General features: G+C 42.0%; 19 protein-coding genes. 13 read left to right on the top strand and 6 right to left on the bottom strand.

What is annotated here, in order from left to right; all coding sequences use genetic code 11:
- Window positions 1-33: 33 nt before the first annotated feature.
- A complete protein-coding gene (locus D4T97_RS07575; protein ID WP_126049302.1) occupies window positions 34-870 on the top strand; it encodes an aldo/keto reductase in 837 nt (278 codons plus the stop codon).
- A gap of 246 nt (window positions 871-1,116) precedes the next feature.
- Window positions 1,117-1,521: a DUF5365 family protein gene (locus tag D4T97_RS07580; protein ID WP_126049304.1), complete on the top strand. Its 405-nt coding sequence runs from the start codon at window positions 1,117-1,119 to the stop codon at window positions 1,519-1,521.
- A gap of 220 nt (window positions 1,522-1,741) precedes the next feature.
- On the opposite strand, the gene D4T97_RS07585 is transcribed toward D4T97_RS07580, so the two are convergent.
- From D4T97_RS07585 to D4T97_RS07595, 3 genes are all read right to left on the bottom strand, one after another.
- The gene (locus tag D4T97_RS07585) at window positions 1,742-2,209 is read right to left on the bottom strand and encodes a thioredoxin family protein (RefSeq protein WP_126049306.1); all 468 of its coding nucleotides are present in this window, start codon (window positions 2,207-2,209) and stop codon (window positions 1,742-1,744) included.
- Window positions 2,206-2,655, bottom strand: coding sequence for a disulfide oxidoreductase (locus D4T97_RS07590; protein WP_126049308.1), 450 nt, complete (start codon window positions 2,653-2,655; stop codon window positions 2,206-2,208). Before D4T97_RS07590 ends, D4T97_RS07585 begins: the two co-directional genes overlap by 4 nt.
- 132 nt (window positions 2,656-2,787) lie before the next feature.
- Window positions 2,788-3,069 carry a YhdB family protein gene (locus D4T97_RS07595; RefSeq protein ID WP_126049310.1) on the bottom strand — a complete coding sequence of 94 codons (282 nt, stop codon included), beginning with the start codon at window positions 3,067-3,069 and terminating at the stop codon, window positions 2,788-2,790.
- A 179-nt stretch (window positions 3,070-3,248) separates the two neighbouring features.
- Between D4T97_RS07595 and D4T97_RS07600 the strand changes: the two genes are divergently transcribed.
- A complete protein-coding gene (locus tag D4T97_RS07600; protein WP_126049311.1) occupies window positions 3,249-4,661 on the top strand; it encodes a SpoVR family protein in 1,413 nt (470 codons plus the stop codon).
- Window positions 4,662-5,384: 723 nt separating this feature from the next.
- Window positions 5,385-5,786: a hypothetical protein gene (locus tag D4T97_RS07610; protein ID WP_235872185.1), complete on the top strand. Its 402-nt coding sequence runs from the start codon at window positions 5,385-5,387 to the stop codon at window positions 5,784-5,786.
- A gap of 31 nt (window positions 5,787-5,817) precedes the next feature.
- On the opposite strand, the gene D4T97_RS07615 is transcribed toward D4T97_RS07610, so the two are convergent.
- Both D4T97_RS07615 and D4T97_RS07620 read right to left on the bottom strand, forming a co-directional pair.
- Window positions 5,818-6,117, bottom strand: coding sequence for a hypothetical protein (locus D4T97_RS07615; RefSeq protein ID WP_328588765.1), 300 nt, complete (start codon window positions 6,115-6,117; stop codon window positions 5,818-5,820).
- A gap of 98 nt (window positions 6,118-6,215) precedes the next feature.
- Window positions 6,216-6,308: a YjcZ family sporulation protein gene (locus tag D4T97_RS07620; protein WP_126049315.1), complete on the bottom strand. Its 93-nt coding sequence runs from the start codon at window positions 6,306-6,308 to the stop codon at window positions 6,216-6,218.
- Between the two features lie 164 nt (window positions 6,309-6,472).
- Between D4T97_RS07620 and D4T97_RS07625 the strand changes: the two genes are divergently transcribed.
- The 4 genes from D4T97_RS07625 (at window position 6,473) to D4T97_RS07640 (ending at window position 10,631) form a co-directional block, all read left to right on the top strand.
- Window positions 6,473-6,769: a metal-sensing transcriptional repressor gene (locus tag D4T97_RS07625; protein WP_126049317.1), complete on the top strand. Its 297-nt coding sequence runs from the start codon at window positions 6,473-6,475 to the stop codon at window positions 6,767-6,769.
- 17 nt (window positions 6,770-6,786) lie between these two features.
- Complete coding sequence (locus D4T97_RS07630; protein WP_126049319.1) at window positions 6,787-9,180, top strand: heavy metal translocating P-type ATPase; 2,394 nt, start codon at window positions 6,787-6,789, stop codon at window positions 9,178-9,180.
- Window positions 9,181-9,201: 21 nt separating this feature from the next.
- Window positions 9,202-9,411 (top strand): copper chaperone CopZ, encoded by a 210-nt coding sequence (gene copZ, locus D4T97_RS07635; RefSeq protein ID WP_126049321.1) that lies wholly within the window; start codon window positions 9,202-9,204, stop codon window positions 9,409-9,411.
- A gap of 380 nt (window positions 9,412-9,791) precedes the next feature.
- Window positions 9,792-10,631, top strand: coding sequence for an STAS domain-containing protein (locus D4T97_RS07640; RefSeq protein WP_126049323.1), 840 nt, complete (start codon window positions 9,792-9,794; stop codon window positions 10,629-10,631).
- Window positions 10,632-10,843: 212 nt separating this feature from the next.
- Here the strand turns inward: D4T97_RS07640 and D4T97_RS07645 are convergent, their stop codons facing one another.
- Window positions 10,844-12,202: an FAD-binding oxidoreductase gene (locus D4T97_RS07645; protein ID WP_126049325.1), complete on the bottom strand. Its 1,359-nt coding sequence runs from the start codon at window positions 12,200-12,202 to the stop codon at window positions 10,844-10,846.
- Window positions 12,203-12,411: 209 nt separating this feature from the next.
- Here D4T97_RS07645 and D4T97_RS07650 point away from each other — a divergent pair, with 209 nt between their 5' ends.
- The 5 genes from D4T97_RS07650 (at window position 12,412) to tatC (ending at window position 17,028) form a co-directional block, all read left to right on the top strand.
- Complete coding sequence (locus tag D4T97_RS07650; RefSeq protein WP_126050216.1) at window positions 12,412-13,347, top strand: dipeptidase; 936 nt, start codon at window positions 12,412-12,414, stop codon at window positions 13,345-13,347.
- Between the two features lie 145 nt (window positions 13,348-13,492).
- Complete coding sequence (locus tag D4T97_RS07655) at window positions 13,493-14,239, top strand: gluconate 2-dehydrogenase subunit 3 family protein (RefSeq protein WP_126049327.1); 747 nt, start codon at window positions 13,493-13,495, stop codon at window positions 14,237-14,239.
- 13 nt (window positions 14,240-14,252) lie between these two features.
- Window positions 14,253-15,962 carry a GMC family oxidoreductase gene (locus tag D4T97_RS07660; protein ID WP_126049329.1) on the top strand — a complete coding sequence of 570 codons (1,710 nt, stop codon included), beginning with the start codon at window positions 14,253-14,255 and terminating at the stop codon, window positions 15,960-15,962.
- Window positions 15,963-15,982: 20 nt separating this feature from the next.
- Entirely contained in the window at window positions 15,983-16,174 is a 192-nt protein-coding gene (gene tatA / locus D4T97_RS07665) for a twin-arginine translocase TatA/TatE family subunit (RefSeq protein WP_126049332.1), read from the top strand.
- 17 nt (window positions 16,175-16,191) lie between these two features.
- Window positions 16,192-17,028: a twin-arginine translocase subunit TatC gene (tatC, locus tag D4T97_RS07670; protein WP_126049334.1), complete on the top strand. Its 837-nt coding sequence runs from the start codon at window positions 16,192-16,194 to the stop codon at window positions 17,026-17,028.
- Window positions 17,029-17,256 lie beyond the last annotated feature (228 nt).

Genomic DNA, 17,256 nt, shown 5'->3' on the forward strand with positions numbered 1-17,256 from the left:
GATACAATGAAGAAAATGGAGGAGGGATGGAAAATGATTAACAGTTTAAAAGAAGTGAAAACACTGCATAACGGGGTTAAGATTCCTTACATAGGTCTTGGGGTATACAAGATGAAAAAGGAAACAGAAGCGATTGCAGCCATTAAATATGCCATTAATCATGGTTATAGATCAATTGATACGGCTCACATTTATGAGAATGAACACATTGTCGGCAGGGCAATCAAGGAAACCGAGATTCCCAGGGAAGAGCTGTTTATCACAACAAAAGTGTGGAATACGGACCAGGGGTATGATTCTACATTAAGGGCCTTCGAACAAAGCCTGAAAAAACTGGACATGGACTATCTCGACCTTTATTTGATCCACTGGGCTGTAAAGGATAAATACAAGGAAACATGGCGTGCTTTGGAAAGGCTGTATGATGAAAAAGTTGTAAAAGCCATAGGCGTCTGCAATTTTCAGATCCATCATCTGGAAGATCTGGCAACTAACAGCAATGAAAAGCCGGTAATCAATCAGGTGGAACTGCATCCTAGATTAAACCAGGAGCCGTTAAGGGAATATTGTGAGCAACATAAAATTGCTGTTGAAGCTTGGTCACCAATAGCACAAGGCCGTCTCTTAGAAGAGCCGACATTGCAGCATCTGGCTCAAAAGCACGGAAAAACCACCGCACAGATTATCTTGCGCTGGCATTTGCAAAATGACGTTGTCGTTATTCCAAAATCTGTTCATGAAGAAAGAATCCGTGAAAACGCCGATTTATTCAATTTTGAATTAACGAAGAACGAGATGAATGAAATTAATGCCTTGAATATGAATGAAAGGATCGGTCCGGATCCTGATAATTTCAATTTTTCGTCATGAGAAAATAGAGGACATGCTGGCCACTGTAAAAGATATGCCAGCATGTTGATACTTGACTCAGCCGCTGGGGGATTTAACGCGGCTGTCTACCTGTATGTAACCCGAAGTAGTCTCCGAATTAGCACTGCACCTTTGTCTATCTGAATAAAAATTCCATTTAATTTCCTGCCATTCCCATGAAATCGGGTATACAACCTATGTTATTCTAAGAAGACCTATTACTACATTTAAAGGCAGGTTCAGGCAATGAGAGTGGTGTTTGCGGCAAGTTTGGAACAAAAGAAGATGATCAAAGACCTTATTGACCATCTTTATCATTCCGTATTCCCTTTATATTTTGATGAAGTGGAAACAAAGGAATTGATTCGTTGGGAAGTGTTAAATACTCCCAGCGAACAGGAGGAGTGGCTGGAAACTGCAAATGACGCATATCGTATCATCGTCGCACTCCAAGTGCTTATTTCATTGCTGGAGTTAAGATCCCTTCCTGTTGATAATGAGGATTATAAAAAAATATTCTTTAGGAATAAATGCATATTGGAAAAATATGGGTTATCTTTTCCTTTTACATACAACCAATTTGCTTCGCTTCATAATACTGGCTTGGCGTTTAGCATGTTTACGAGCCCAGCTAATGAATATTTGATCTGAAAAAAGGCCGTTCAGTATAATTTGCTAAACGGCCTTTTTTAGGTCACTAAGAGCGCAAAGGATGTCATTTTAGTTGGTAGCTATTAATGAAGATCACCCGTTTGCCCCTAATTGTAACTCAATCTAAGTAGAAAGGGGGCTGTTTATACAGTCCCCTTTGGTGGTTCGGTATTTTTGCTCAGTCCAATATGTCATGAACAAGTCCAGAGGAGGAGAACTCTTATTTCACATGCTCCTCAAACCAAGTTTCAATTTCGTTTTGCGGATTGCCCCCGACAAGTCTGGCATCTTCTTCCCCGTTTTTAAAATGTATCAGTGTAGGAGTGTATTTAATCCTGTATTGGTTCCATCCATCTTCGAATTCAAGCAGATTGAATTGATATACATCAACACCCATCTTTTCTGCAGCCGGAATCAATTCTGGTGTTGTTTTCATGCAATGCGGACAAGTCGGGCTAAAGAAATAAACAGTCACATTTTCTTTATTATTTAGCTTTTTCTCTAATTCTTCAGGCAAAATAATGTTCTGATATAAAGGATCATCCAGCAAGTCTATGGTTGCAGAATGAAGATTTTCCTTTTTATAGATATTACCTTCCGATTTTTTCAACTGCTGCCACTTTGTGATGCCTGCAATTGCGGCAAATAAAGCAATGATGATAACTAAAAAAATAATCAATTTCTTCATATACGGTCCTCTCCCTTGGCTGTTTTTAATAACAGCATACTTACAATAAAAACTAAGATAAAAGCAATAAGAGCCAGAAATGGTATTGTGATAAAGCCCAGCCAGTTAATGTACTGGCCTGTGCATGGTACTCGGCCGCATGCAGGTGCACTGGAAGTGAAAAAAGGAACCTTCTGTATTAAGTAATGGTAAAAGGAAAGACACATTCCAATTCCTGATAAAACACTTGAATACAATGCAATTCCATAATTTTTTTTAACCGCTGCAATCCCTAAAAGTATCGTAAGGGGGTACATTAAAATCCTTTGGTACCAGCAAAGCTCGCAAGGCTCAAATTGCTTTATTTCGGAAAAATATAAGCTGCCAAGCGTTGCAATCAATGAGATTGCCCATGCAAAAAATAGCATATTCTCCTTATTGTTCACCGATTTCGATTCCAAATGCATTCACTGCCTTTATCTAAAGAATTACCTTGATTATAGTATTAATATCTCTTGTGTGTAAAAGATATGGCATCACTGTAACAGTATTGTTAATTTTAAAAAGGCCGCCATTATTATTCAGGCGGCCCGTATTTATTACATTCGAATAAGCGGAAAGTCCTCGAAAATCTCAGTATTGTCTGTTGCAGTTGCAGCATACTCCAAAAATCGGAGCAGCGAAAATAACTGGCGCTCAATCAGTGAATAGTCACGGGAAAAATAATATGCGTGCAAAAAGCGTTCTATCCTCTTTGAAAGCATATCGTCTTTCGTCCTGACCATCAGGACGATTAAATTATCCCATTCGGAACGATGGGTATAATAAAGAGCTTTGTCATAATCCAGCAATTTAACTCCCTCCTTTTTAGGAGTTGCCATTAGTATTGACGGTTGGAGCTAATGCTTTTGGTGTAAATGTTGACATTGGCATATAACAGGCTTGCCAATTCATGAGATGTATATAGTAATTCAGTTGCGGAAAAATAAAATGAATTGCTTTGGATTTTCATGATTGCGCCCTTTCTTTCATACATTGTGGATAAGGGAGGGGAATTGCCATGAGTGCGGATACGAAAGCGTTGGAATATGCCATTAGTGAAATCACAGAGATCGCCAGCGGATTTGGACTTGATTTTTACCCCATGCGCTATGAAATTTGTCCCGCAGATATAATATATACATTTGGAGCTTACGGAATGCCGACTCGTTTTTCCCACTGGAGCTTTGGAAAGCAATTTTTTAAAATGAAGCTGCATTATGATTTCGGCTTAAGCAAGATATATGAACTTGTTATCAATTCGGATCCTTGCTACGCATTCCTGCTTGATTCGAATTCGTTAATCCAAAATAAGCTAATTGTTGCCCATGTCCTTGCACACTGTGATTTCTTTAAAAATAATGTCCGATTTAGAAACACAAAAAGAGACATGGTTGAAAGCATGGCTGCTACCGCCGAAAGAATCAGACAGTATGAAATCGAATACGGGAGGCGGGAAGTAGAGGAGTTTTTGGATGCTGTCCTTTCCATTGAAGAACATATCGATCCTTCATTAGTCCGACCGACATTGGATTGGACTTTGAATGAAGAAGATGAATGGGAGGAGGAAGAGGAGAAGACGGTAACAGAGTTCGATGATTTGTGGGATTTGGATGAAAAGAAGCAAACAAAGGAAAGAAAAAAACGAAAGAAAAAATTTCCACCTCAGCCAGAAAAAGATCTTCTGCTTTTTATTGAGCAATACAGCCGGGAGCTTTCCGACTGGCAACGGGATATTATGACGATGGTTCGTGAAGAAATGCTGTATTTCTGGCCGCAGCTTGAAACGAAAATCATGAACGAGGGATGGGCGTCTTATTGGCATCAAAGAATCATTAGGGAATTAGATTTAAAAAGCGATGAGGCAATTGAATTTGCAAAGTTAAATGCCGGGGTCATTCAGCCATCTAAAACAAGCATAAATCCTTATTACCTGGGTTTAAAGATTTTTGAAGATATTGAAGAGCGGTGGGACAATCCGGATGAGGAATTGAAGAGACAAGGAGTCGAGCCAGACTCAGGCAGGGAAAAGATGTTTGAGGTAAGGGAGCTTGATTCGGACATTTCTTTTCTCCGTAATTATCTTACTAAGGATCTTGTCACACGCGAAGATATGTACTTGTTTCAAAAACAGGGACGTGATTATAAGGTCGTCGATAAAGAATGGAAGGAAGTACGGGACCAGCTTGTCAACATGAGGGTTAATGGCGGCTTTCCGTACTTGACTGTCAATGATGGAGATTACATGAAAAATGGCGAACTTTATATTGAGCATTCCTACGAGGGGGTTGAACTTGATTTAAAATATTTAGAAAAAGTATTGCCTTACATTTATCAGCTCTGGGGCAGGTCAATTCATATGGAAAGTGTTGTGGAAAACCGGCCTATGATCTTTAGCTACGATGGCAGGAATGTGCAGCGGAAATTTTTATGAGAAAAGCGGAGGCGATTGTTTAGCGACGTACGGACTGGACGACTCCTGACGAGATAAAGGATAAGGAAGTGCGAGAGTGCCTGATTATCGGCGACAAACATAAGACAAGAGCTGGTGAAGGCGTCCTTTGCCTTCAGAAGCATTTGGCTTATGACCTCGAGCCGATGGCACTCGGCAGGCTCAGTACGCGACATCCTGTCGCTTCGCTTGCACTAGCACATCGTGTGCGTCGCAGCCGGACAACACGGTGACGAAGTCCGCCTCAGATCACCACATTCTGGGTCTTCGGTCTTGTCAGTCGGAACCAACAGCTTGTTTTTAAGCATCATGAGTTTGCTCCTTTGTGTATATTGTGAATTTCGTACGGCTTCGCGGCGAGCGGAACAGGACTACTCCGAATAAGTAATGGCGCAAAAGCAGATTTTGTTGATTTATCGTAGGAAAGCAGCTGATATCTTTCACATCTTGTGAGTCTTCTTCGTGTAAACTCCGTGCAACTTTGACTTCTTCGATAACCTATGCCTTGGAGTACTAGGAAAACGCAGTCACTGATCGCAATCTGGAATAGAGAAGTGGTGGTGTTAAACGAGCGCTATCAAATATTAGGTGAAATAGCTCAGTCAGTTCGTAGCAATCGCTAATGTTATTGAGCAAAAAAATATTGACCCATTCTAAAGTGCGCACCATAATTTGGTGTGTTTTTTATGTTTTGAAGGGAATTAAATGAGGAAAATGAAAAGTGAGGAATCTCCGCCTAATACTATTGAGGAGGCGATTGTCATTTTTTTGGACAGTTATGTAAATCAAAAGGTTCAAATTAAATTCAGAAATTTACCCGAATCCCTTTCCGGCCAAGTGACGGGGATTTATCATCCGGACAAGTGGTGTATTGCCAAGCTTATTTTCACTGAATCAATGGGTATGTGGATTGAAAACCCATGTTATGAACGGACAAAAGTGAAGGAAGACGATGGTACTGATGTCCCTGTTTCAGATCAGGTTGCCGAGAAATGTCCCACACACTTATTGATAAAATGGGATTATGTTGATTCTGTTATCGTCTTTCCTGAGAAAGACATGCCGGGTGTAGGAAAAGAAGCTAAGTTGATCGGCTTCCACTCTTAAAATGACTGGGCGCACTCAATGGTGCGCTCAGTCATTTTTGATTGTTTCCGGAGGATCTATATGTTTGCCAACTGGTTTTTAACGAGGCATATACACCAACGGCGGCATTTCCATAAAATAGTCCCATAAATATGGCTCCCCAAAAATTGAATTTGTGTGCGATGAACAAAGCGAATACCAGTCCAAAAATCGTGGCAACGGTTGGAATTAGAAACCGCGGGATTGGGAGCAGAAGCTTGATAATCTCGGTGACAATGAGTACAGCAGGTACAGCGATAATTGCATCCCAAAAGTTTGTATGTATGATTGGAAAATGTTCTATTTGAATCACGCCTTATCATGATGATATGCGATAGTATTTCCTAAAAAGAAAATGTTATTAATTTGTATCCAAAACAGGAAGCGCCCTAGCGGCACTTCCCAACCATCCTAGTATACATAGGAAGTTCCTACAATGATTAACAAAATGAACAGGACAACAATCAAAGCAAATCCCATTCCAAATCCGCCTCCACGGCTCATGACTGAACACCTCCTTATGGGGTCCTGGTTTATTGTATGAACAAGCAGGGCTTATTGATTGGACAAATAGCCTCCGTTAAAAATGGAATTTCCGAGCTAAAACCTTGTTTTTTTATACTGTACGGGGGTATAGTATTGGTAAGAACTTATACGGAGGTATTTTTATGGAGAATGATCAACGGTTAATTCATAGAAACCCGGATGAAAAGAAAATGCTCCAAAATCGGTTGAAACGGATTGAAGGGCAGGTCCGAGGAATTCAAAAAATGGTGGATGAAGATCGTTATTGTGCTGATATACTTATTCAATTGACCGCCATTAGTTCAGCGTTAAAGCAGGTTGGTTTATCGCTCCTTGAAAAACATACGCATCACTGTGTTGCCGATGCCATCAAATCGGGAGACGGTGATGAAGCCATTGAAGAGTTGATGAAAATCGTCAATCAACTTGTAAAAACATGAGGAAGGAGGGGGAGTAAATGCCAAAAGAAAAGTTGGATATACCTATAGATGGTATGACTTGCGCTGCCTGTTCCAACCGGATTGAAAAAATGCTGAACAAAATGCCTGGGGTTGAGGCGAATGTCAATCTGGCTTTGGAACGGGCGTCGGTCGCTATCGACGATGAACAGGTAACAGCCCAGGATATTGCAAAGAAAATTGAAGATCTTGGCTATCGAGTCAAAACGGAAAAGCTTGACTTGGATATTTTTGGAATGACGTGTTCAGCCTGTTCGGCAAAGATTGAAAAAGTCCTCAATAAAATGGATGGAATTGAATCAGCATCAGTCAATCTTGCTGCTGAAACAGCCGCTTTGGAATTGGAGCAGGGAGTCGTTTCTGCTTCAGAGGTCATAGAAAGAATTCAGAAACTCGGCTATGATGCCAAAGTGAAGACAACCCCCTCGGAAAAAGAAGATTTCAAGTCAAAAGAATATGAGAAGCAAAAACGTAAATTCATACTATCCGCTGTTTTTTCATTGCCGCTCCTTTATACGATGCTGGGTCACTTGCCAGGCAATTTGGCCCTTCCGGTTCCGACGATGTTAATGAATCCTTGGCTTCAATTTATATTGGCAGCCCCAGTCCAATTTTATATAGGTGGACAATTTTACAAAGGTGCCTACAAATCATTAAAAAATAAGAGCGCCAATATGGATGTGCTCGTTGCCCTTGGAACGTCTGCCGCTTTCTTTTACAGCGTCCTTGAAGGGATCCGTTCCTTGATGCACCCCGGCTATGAACCGCATCTTTACTTTGAAACGAGTGCTGTTCTAATCACGTTGATTCTCCTCGGAAAACTGTTTGAAACGAGGGCTAAAGGCAGGACAACTGAAGCCTTGTCCCACTTGTTGAGCTTGCAGGCAAAAGACGCGAGCGTGATAAGAGGGGAAGAGGAACTGCAAGTCCCTATTGAAGATGTAAAAAAAGGGGATATTATCGTCGTCCGTCCAGGTGAGAAGATCCCTGTTGACGGAGAGCTGATTTTTGGCGAAACGTCCATCGATGAATCGATGATTACGGGTGAATCTATCCCTGTAGGAAAACGTCCTGGCGATGAAGTTATTGGAGCAACGATCAATAAACAGGGAATGGTTCGAATAAAGGCAACCAAAGTTGGAAAAGATACTGCCCTTGCCGGGATTATTAAAATTGTGGAGGCCGCTCAGGGTAGCAAAGCTCCAATCCAGCGGATTGCGGATAAGATATCGGGTGTATTTGTTCCCATCGTTGTAGGTATTGCTGTCCTAACTTTTTTGGCCTGGTTCTTTATTATTGATCCTGGAAATGTTGAAAGGGCTCTTGAATCATCGATCACTGTTTTAGTTATCGCCTGTCCGTGTGCGCTGGGATTAGCCACCCCCACATCGATCATGGTCGGTTCCGGTAAAGGTGCTGAAACAGGCATACTTTTTAAAGGCGGAGAGCACTTGGAAACGGCTCATAAAGTAAATAGCGTCATTTTGGATAAGACAGGTACGATAACAGTAGGAAAACCGTCCGTTACTGATATTGAAGTTGATCGCGATGAGGTGCTTTCCTATCTTGTTTCAGCAGAAAATGCATCTGAACATCCGTTAGCAGATGCTATTGTCCGGTATGGAAAAGAGTTAGGCACTGAAATGAAAGATGTAACCGAGTTTGAGGCAATAGCAGGTCATGGGCTCAGGGCAGTGATAGATGGACGCCAAGTGTTGGTGGGAACGAGAAAACTGATGACTGACAACTTAGTTTTATATCACGAAAAAGCGAAACAAGCTGAAGACTTAGAGAGTCATGGGAAGACCGTCATGTTTATAGCGGTGGATGGAACATTAGCCGGAATAGTCGCTGTCGCAGATACGGTCAAAGATCATGCAAAAGAGGCAATCTCCAGCTTAAAAGAAGAAGGCATAGAAGTGCTCATGCTGACTGGAGACAATGAGAGAACTGCGAAGGCGATCGCTGATCAAGTCGGGATTGATCAAGTATATGCCGAAGTTTTACCGGAATATAAAGCAGAAAAGGTGAAAGAACTAAAAGCGCAGGGTAAAGTAGTTGCAATGGTGGGCGATGGAATCAATGATGCTCCGGCTCTGGCATTGGCCGATGTGGGTATTGCCATCGGAACCGGAACGGATGTTGCAATTGAAGCAGCAGATTTGACTATTCTTGGCGGAGACTTGATGCTGATTCCCAAGGCATTTCGCTTAAGCCATGCTGTAATGAGAAACATCCATCAGAACTTTTTCTGGGCACTTGCTTATAATTCAGCAGGAATTCCCATTGCGGCAGCAGGATTGCTTGCACCGTGGGTTGCCGGAGCCGCCATGGCTTTCAGTTCTGTATCTGTTGTGTCAAACTCACTTCGATTAAAAAGAGTGAAATTATAATAAATCAGGAGGAGATTTCACATGGAAGAAACAATTTTAAAAGTTGCAGGCATGACATGCGGACATTGTAAACAATCTGTTGAAAAAGCATTGACAGGGGTGGAAGGTGTTGAAAAGGCTGAGGTCGAGCTTGCATCAGGAACCGTAAAGGTTTCCTTTGAACCTTCCAAAACCGATACTGCCAAAATGAAAGAAGCTGTAGAAGATCAGGGATACGATGTAGTGGTATAGTTTACAGGAAATAACCTCCTTTTAGGGGGTTATTTTTTTACGGGTGACTTTATGCAGTCATCGGATTTTTTGATTTAGGAAAGGCTCCTTATAGTTTCTGAACCAATAATTTTTCCGCATACTTGGTAACCATGGCCGCACGATAGTGCCCCGGACAACGACGTTTCCGGTTTTGAGTTCTTTCGGCGCTATGAACCTTTCCTTTATCTGCATTTTTATAGGAAGTATGCTTAGAAGTATTATTTCCGGATCCTGTTTCAAATCATTTTCAAGTACCCTCTATGTTTTTGAAAGTACAATAGAGGTTAAAGATAGTGTGTAAATATAGTAAAATGTATGTAATAGATGAACTGTATTCTTTCGGCAAAGGGGGAAAGGCGTTGAATCAAAACCAGGAATTATATGAATTTTTATTGGAACGTACGTGGGAATTGACGGAAGAATGGTACGAAAGCTTAGATAGAAGCGATACAACTGGTGTTTATAGTTCAACCAATACTGATGTAATCAATAGCTTAAAACAGCGAAACTATGAATTTCATAAACAATTTTGCCAAGTTTTTGTTGAATCTGGACCGCATTTCTTTAATGAATTGGAAGAATGGGTGACAAAGACCGCCCGTGATGAAGAACATATTAAAACTCCGCCTCATTTAATTTTAAGGGAATTTTTCAGAACACAAGAACAATATTTGGATTTGTTAAGCGAGTTTGCGGATTTGCAGAAAGAAAATTATTCTTTTGAAAAGATGAATTCCTTGAACCGGCTTGTTGTACAAACTTTTGCAAAAATCATCACGTGGTTTAGAAAAGAGCAGCATACATATATACAACAAAAGCTGCGAGCCCAGCAAGAATTGATCGACGAACTCGGTTCACCGGTCATCCGCTTGAACAAAGATCTGGCCCTTTTACCGCTAGTCGGTGATATTGATACGGAACGAGCGCAGAATCTTATTGAAAACGCATTGAACCAATGTGCCGAAGGCCAATTCAGCCACTTGCTGATCGATCTTTCTGGTGTTGTGGTTGTGGATACAATGGTTGCTCAACAAATTTTCCAACTGATTGAAGCTTTGGGGTTGATTGGAGTAACTAGTACCCTTTCGGGGATAAGGCCGGAAATTGCCCAGACTGCTGTTCAATTGGGAATTGATTTCAGCAGCGTATCAGTTGCCTCAACACTTGAAGAGGCGATGAAGAACCCCTTGCATTTTTAAGATTATAAGCCTATATGATGACAGGGCATTCAGTCAGAGGCGAGTTCAGTCAAGAATAAACTGTAAGGGTTTGAATGAAATAGAAGAGATCTTTCCGAGTAAGCTGGAATTGGGTCGCCAAAAAGGCCGCTGGCGACCCAACAGCCAGCTGATAATACGATAAGCCCCCTTACAGACGATAGTTCGAAAGTCCGGGAGAAGGCTTCCCAACTTTAAAAGATTTTTCCGGGATTGAATAAGTTATTGGGATCGAAGCTTTCTTTGATTATCTTCATAAATGGAAGTGCTTCTTTGTATTGCTCTTTCAGGAATTCTTTTTTGCCCATTCCAATACCGTGTTCGCCGCTGCATGTGCCGCCAAATTTAAAGGCAAGGTCCACTATTTTTGTGTTCAAATCTTTGAAATTCGCCATCTCACTTTCATCATTTGAATCTACACAGAATGCAGCGTGGAAATTCCCGTCCCCGACGTGCCCCAGGATGGCTGCATCAATATTGTGCTCTTCTGCAAGTTCCCTCGTTTTCCCTATACATTCCGCCAGCTTGGATATTGGAACGCAAACATCCGTCACAACAAGCAACTTGCCGGGCTCACGGCTTACGATGGCTGACGCGGCTTGATGTCGAGCATCCCATAGCTGTGCACGTTTTAAAGAATCGGCTTCCGCTTTAAAGGAAAGTGCACCAGAGTCTTCCATCAATTCTTTTGTAACAGTGTAATCATCCTCCGCAGCAGCACGACTGCCGTGGAACTCAAGGAAAAGGGTAGGTTTGACTTTGAAATCAGTGCCGACATGGTCGTTTACCGCTTCGATTGTTTTCCCATCAACCAGCTCGATCCTACCGATATTTATTCCTGCTTGCAGCACGAGTGCAGCCGCGGCCCCTGCTTGCTCCACATTTTCAAAAACTGCCTTAGCAGCAACGATATGTTCTGGTATCCCATACACTTTCAAAGTGATTTCTGTGAAAACACCCAGTGTGCCTTCAGACCCTACAAGCAATTCAGTCAAATTGTAGCCAGTAGACGTCTTAACAGTTTCGCTTCCTGTGGAGATGACCGCTCCATTTGCCATTACCGAACGCAGACCAAGAATATTATGCTTCATAGTTCCATAATAAACAGCGTTTGTGCCACTTGCATTCGTGGCAGCCATTCCGCCGATCGTAGCGTCCGCTCCCGGGTCAATCGGAAAAAACATGCCGTGTTTTTTCAATGCAAGGTTCAATTGTGTTCTTGTAACTCCCGGCTGTACTTTTACAAGAAAATCCTCTGGGCGGACCTCTATAATTTTATTCATCAGGGTAAAATCCATTGTGATGCCGCCTTTTAGGGGAATGATATGGCCTTCCAGGCTGCTGCCTGCACCGAAAGGGACAATCGGGATTTGTTTGTCTATCGCATACTGGACAACCTTTTGAACTTCTTCTTCGGTTTTTGGAAACACTACAATATCCGGAAGAACCGGTGCGTGATATGTAATCCCCTTGCTGTGGTTTAACCGTACTGTTTCATTTTCTGTAACCCGCGAATGATCTGGTATAAATTTTAATAAATCATCTTTTAACATAAGCTGGAAATTCCCTCTTTCGTAAAAATTGATATTAATTTATTATAACATCAGGAATCTGCAAGGGCTTGTGAGTATAGTAGATTAGAATGAAATTTTGCATGGACATTTTGGTTCATGTCAGAAACAATTTTGGTTATAAAAAGAAACTTATAAAAAAACGACTTATCAAGCTGTTAAAAGAATTAATCGGAAATGGCGGGGTGCGTGTGAATATAATTGATCTGCATTGTGATGTTTTATGGAAACTGTGGGAAAGCAAAGGGAAGCTGAGCTTCAAAGACTCCCGGAAGCTTGACGCAAGTTTGGAGCGTTTGAAAAAAGGCAAGGTGAAAGTCCAATGTTTTGCCGTCTTTATTTCTCCGGAAGTTAAAACTGAAGAGAAATTCCAAGCCGCACTTGAACAAATCGATTATTTTTATACAGATATCCTTGGTAAAAACGCCGAGATGAAACAAATTTCCCGCTGGTCGGATATTTTAAAGTTAAAAGCCGAAGAAATTGGTGCCGTGCTTACATTGGAAGGCGTCGACTGTATCGGAAATGACCTTCAAAAGTTGAGCATCCTGCACCACCTTGGCGTTCGTTCTATCGGACTTACCTGGAACAATGCGAATCTGGCTGCAGATGGGGCAGGAGAGAAACGAGGCGCTGGACTTACTGACTTCGGCAGGTCAGTGGTTTCCTTGAATAATGAGCGCGGCCTCCTCACAGATGTGTCCCATTTAAGCGAAAGAGCTTTTTGGGATGTCATCGAGTTTGCGGATTATCCGATTGCCAGCCATTCTAACGCGAAAGCATTATGCAATCATCCAAGAAACCTGACGGATCAACAGGCAAAAGCTCTTTTTGCAAAAAATGCGATGGTTCATGTAGTTTTTTATCCCGAGTTTACAGCTGATAAAGAAGTCGTGACCATTTCGGATCTGATTAACCACATAGATCATTTCTGTTCGCTTGGAGGCGTTAACCATATCGGTTTCGGCTCGGACTTTGACGGAATCGATAAACATATCAGGAAGCTGGAAAACGCAGGAAAATATCAAAATTTGGTAAACGAGCTATTAAATTATTACACAGAGGAACAGGTAATGGGATTTGCCGGCAAAAACTTCTTAAAAACTGTAACAAGCTGGAAGGTTTGATTTCGAAAATCGCTAAATGAAAAAAACTGTAAAAAAGGATATGGAAAAAAGTTTTAAAAAAAACCGCTAAAGGCAATACAAGTCATATAGCGGTTTTTTTATTTGCTGCTTTCTACATAAAAAGAATGATAAGGAGGCTGTTCATATGTCGGAAAAAGATAAAGGGTTAACGCGCCGCGACTTCCTGAAAACATCCGGAATTGCGACAGGGACCTTGATTGGAGGCGGACTGCTGGGCGGATTGATCGGCTATAACTCCAACAAACAGTCTGACACGGCCAAAAAAGATCAAGGAACAGGTAAAGACAGGTCCAGTCCAAAAGGGTTACAGTTCTTCAAAAACTATAATGACTTTGAAATATTATCGCAGGCTGCCGAACGGATTTTTCCAAAGGATGATTTGGGTCCCGGTGCCATCGGTCTTGGTGTACCTTATTTCATTGACAATCAACTTGCCGGAGGCTACGGGTTGAATTCAAGGGAATATATGCAGGGACCGTTTAATATTGGAGCAATCACCCAGGGCTACCAAAGTCCGATGAACCGTCAGGAGGCCTTTTTACTTGGACTCAAAACATTGGAAAAGGAAGCACAAAGCCGCTTCAAGACAGGCTTTGCCAAGCTGGAAGGCAATCAAATGGACGAGATATTGACGGACTTTCAAAAAGGAAAAGTGAAAATGGACGGAATCACTTCCGACTTCTTTTTCACATTGCTCAGATCTGCAACACTTGAGGGAGCATACGCAGATCCAATCTACGGCGGCAATAACAATATGGATGGCTGGAAAATGAAAAACTTCCCAGGACACCAGGCAGCCTATATAAACGTCGTAGACAGCAAGGAATTTCAGAAAATTAATCCACAGTCACTGGCAAGTATGGATCATTAAAGGAGTTGAGGACATGGCTAAAACTTTGGACAAAGTGGATGTAGTAACTGTCGGAGTCGGGTGGACTGGAGGCATCGTCGCAGCTGAGTGTGCAAAGGAGGGGCTGAAAGTCGTTGGCTTGGAACGCGGCGGAAGGAGAGGAACTGAAGACTACCAGCGAATCCACGACGAATACAGGTACGCGATGCGTTATGAATTAATGCAGGATTTATCTAAAGAGACCGTCACTTTCAGAAATACCCGTAAAGAGAAAGCGCTCCCTATGAGGCAGATGGGTTCATTCCTTTTGGGCGAAGGCCTTGGAGGGTCAGGAACGCATTGGAACGGATGGAACTTTAGATTTTTGCCTTATGATTTCGAGATCAGGACCATGACTGAAAAAAAATATGGCAAGGACAAGATTCCTGACGGCTTTTTGCTGCAGGATTGGGGTATTACATACGATGAATTGGAACCTTATTTTGATAAATTTGAAAAAACGGCTGGGATATCAGGTGAATCAAATCCTCTTGGCGGAAAAAGGTCAGACGATTATCCGACTCCACCAATGAAAAAGACGCCAATCCTTCAAATGTTTGAAAAAGCGGCGAAAGAAAAAGGATATCACCCATATATGATGCCTTCCGCGAATTTGTCCGAAACGTATGAAAATCCGGACGGCCAGAAAATCTATGCTTGCCAATATTGCGGGTTTTGCGATAGGTTCGGCTGTGAGTATGGGGCGAAATCATCACCGGAAGTAACAGTTATTCCGGCAGCGGAAAAGACCGGCAACTATGAAGTGCGTACAAATTCAAATGTAGTCGAGATATTGAAAAAGGGCGACAAGGTTACAGGTGTCAGATACATAGACACACTTACAAGAGAGGAATATATACAACCTGCAGATATCGTCGTATTGACGAGCTATATATTGAATAATGCCAAGCTGCTCATGGTATCAGACATCGGTGAACAATACGATCCGGACACAGGAAGAGGGACGCTTGGCAGAAATTATTGCTACCAAATTAACGCAGGAGCAACTGGTTTCTTTGAAGATCAGATGAATACATTCATGGGTGCAGGTGCACTCGGGATGTATATGGACGATTTCAATGGTGATAATTTTGACCACAGCAAAGAAGACTTCCTGCACGGTGCCGGAATCTGGATTTGTCAGTCAGGGTCCAGGCCGATTGCAAGCAACCCGGTTCCACCGGATGTTCCCCTATGGGGCGAGGAATTCAAAAAGGCCTCTATCCATTACTACACACGGTCATTATATGTAGGTGGACAGGGGGCATCACTGCCATATAAGGAAAATTATCTCGCACTTGATCCGACATATACAGACGCATACGGCTTGCCGCTGCTACAAATGACTTATAACTTTACGGATCAGGACCGGGCGCTTCATAAATTCGCAACGGAGCGGTCAGCCGAGATTATGAAAGAGATGGGTGCCAAAGAAGTCTTACCTGAAAACATACTGACTGATTACGACATCGTCCCATATCAGACTACTCATAATACGGGCGGCACAACAATGGGGGCGGATCCCGCAACAAGTGTCGTAAATAACTATTTGCAGCACTGGGATGCCGATAATCTTTTTGTAGTCGGAGCCGGAAATTTCGCTCACAACAGCGGTTATAACCCGACCGGCACCGTTGGTGCATTGGCCTACAGATGTTCGGAAGGGATCATTAAATACAGTAAGAGTGGCGGAAGTCTAGTTTAATCGAAAAGGAGCTGGTGAGGATGGGTATCTCGCAGATCGGCGTACCCGGATTAATTATTATCCTAGTCATTGTCCTGATTATTTTTGGACCAAAAAAATTGCCGGAAATCGGGGGAGCCATGGGCAAGACACTGTCGGAATTTAAAAAATCCACCAGAGAGATCATGGATGACGGAGACGCGGTGAAGCAAGAGGATAAAAAAGAGATCTGATATAGAAGGTGTTGCTGATGGGACCAGTAAATCAACAAAATAAAAAGATTCTCAGTCCCTTGGACAAAAAGCCGGAAGACAGTAATTTCGATCGTCCATATTATGAGATAGAGAAACAAGAGGAAGAATCGAACGGGGAAGCCTTGGTTGAACATTTGTCTGATCTGCGCAAGCAGTTGATTAAAAGTCTGATCGTGTTTGTCTTATTTCTGATTCTTGTTTTTACAACGATGAATCGATGGTTCCCTTATTTAACCAAAGGAAATGAACTAGTAGTTTTTGGCCCATTTCAAATCGTCAAATTTTACACTTCCATTTGTGTCACTCTTGCGTTGGGGCTGTCACTTCCATTTCTCGTGCACTTCATGTGGCAATTCGTCAAACCTGGTTTAAAGTCCACTGAGATTCGTTTTCTGGGATTATATTCACCAGCAATGTTTTTGTTGTTTATCATGGGAGTCGCTTTTGGTTATTTTATTGTCAATCCTTTAAGCTATCACTTTCTAATGGAATTTGGTGCGGTTAATTTCGATGTGATCGTTTCCGCTCAGGAATATGTCCATTTCTTGATCATGACGACAGTTCCGCTTGGTTTTTTATTTGAACTGCCGGTAGTCGCCATGTTTTTGACGTCCATCGGTGTATTGACCTCTGAAACGATGAAAAAGGTGAGGAAGTGGTCGTATTTAGTCATAGCAGTCCTATCAGCATTGATCACCCCGCCGGACTTTATCAGCCAGCTGATGGTATTGATACCCATGGCGATATTGTATGAAGTGAGTATTTATATTGTAAAAAGGATGGAAGCCAGACAAGTGGCGGCACAACAGGCTGAAATGGTCTCCACTGAATGAAGGGACTATCGAGAGCCCTTTTACATTACAAACAGATTGTGGAAAATAATGTTGGGCATTGGCAAGCATTTGCTAATGCCCATTTCATTGTGTATTCAATTTCTTTGTAATAGAATAACACGGCCTGTGGCCGAGTTTATTGAGAAAGCCTGCCAAGTAAAATAATTTGCTCTGATTTTCAGGATATAAATAAAGAGACTAGAAATCTTTCGTCCTTCTAAATAAAGT

The sequence above is a fragment of the Siminovitchia acidinfaciens genome (assembly GCF_003605385.1).
Lineage (GTDB): Bacteria > Bacillota > Bacilli > Bacillales > Bacillaceae_C > Siminovitchia > Siminovitchia acidinfaciens.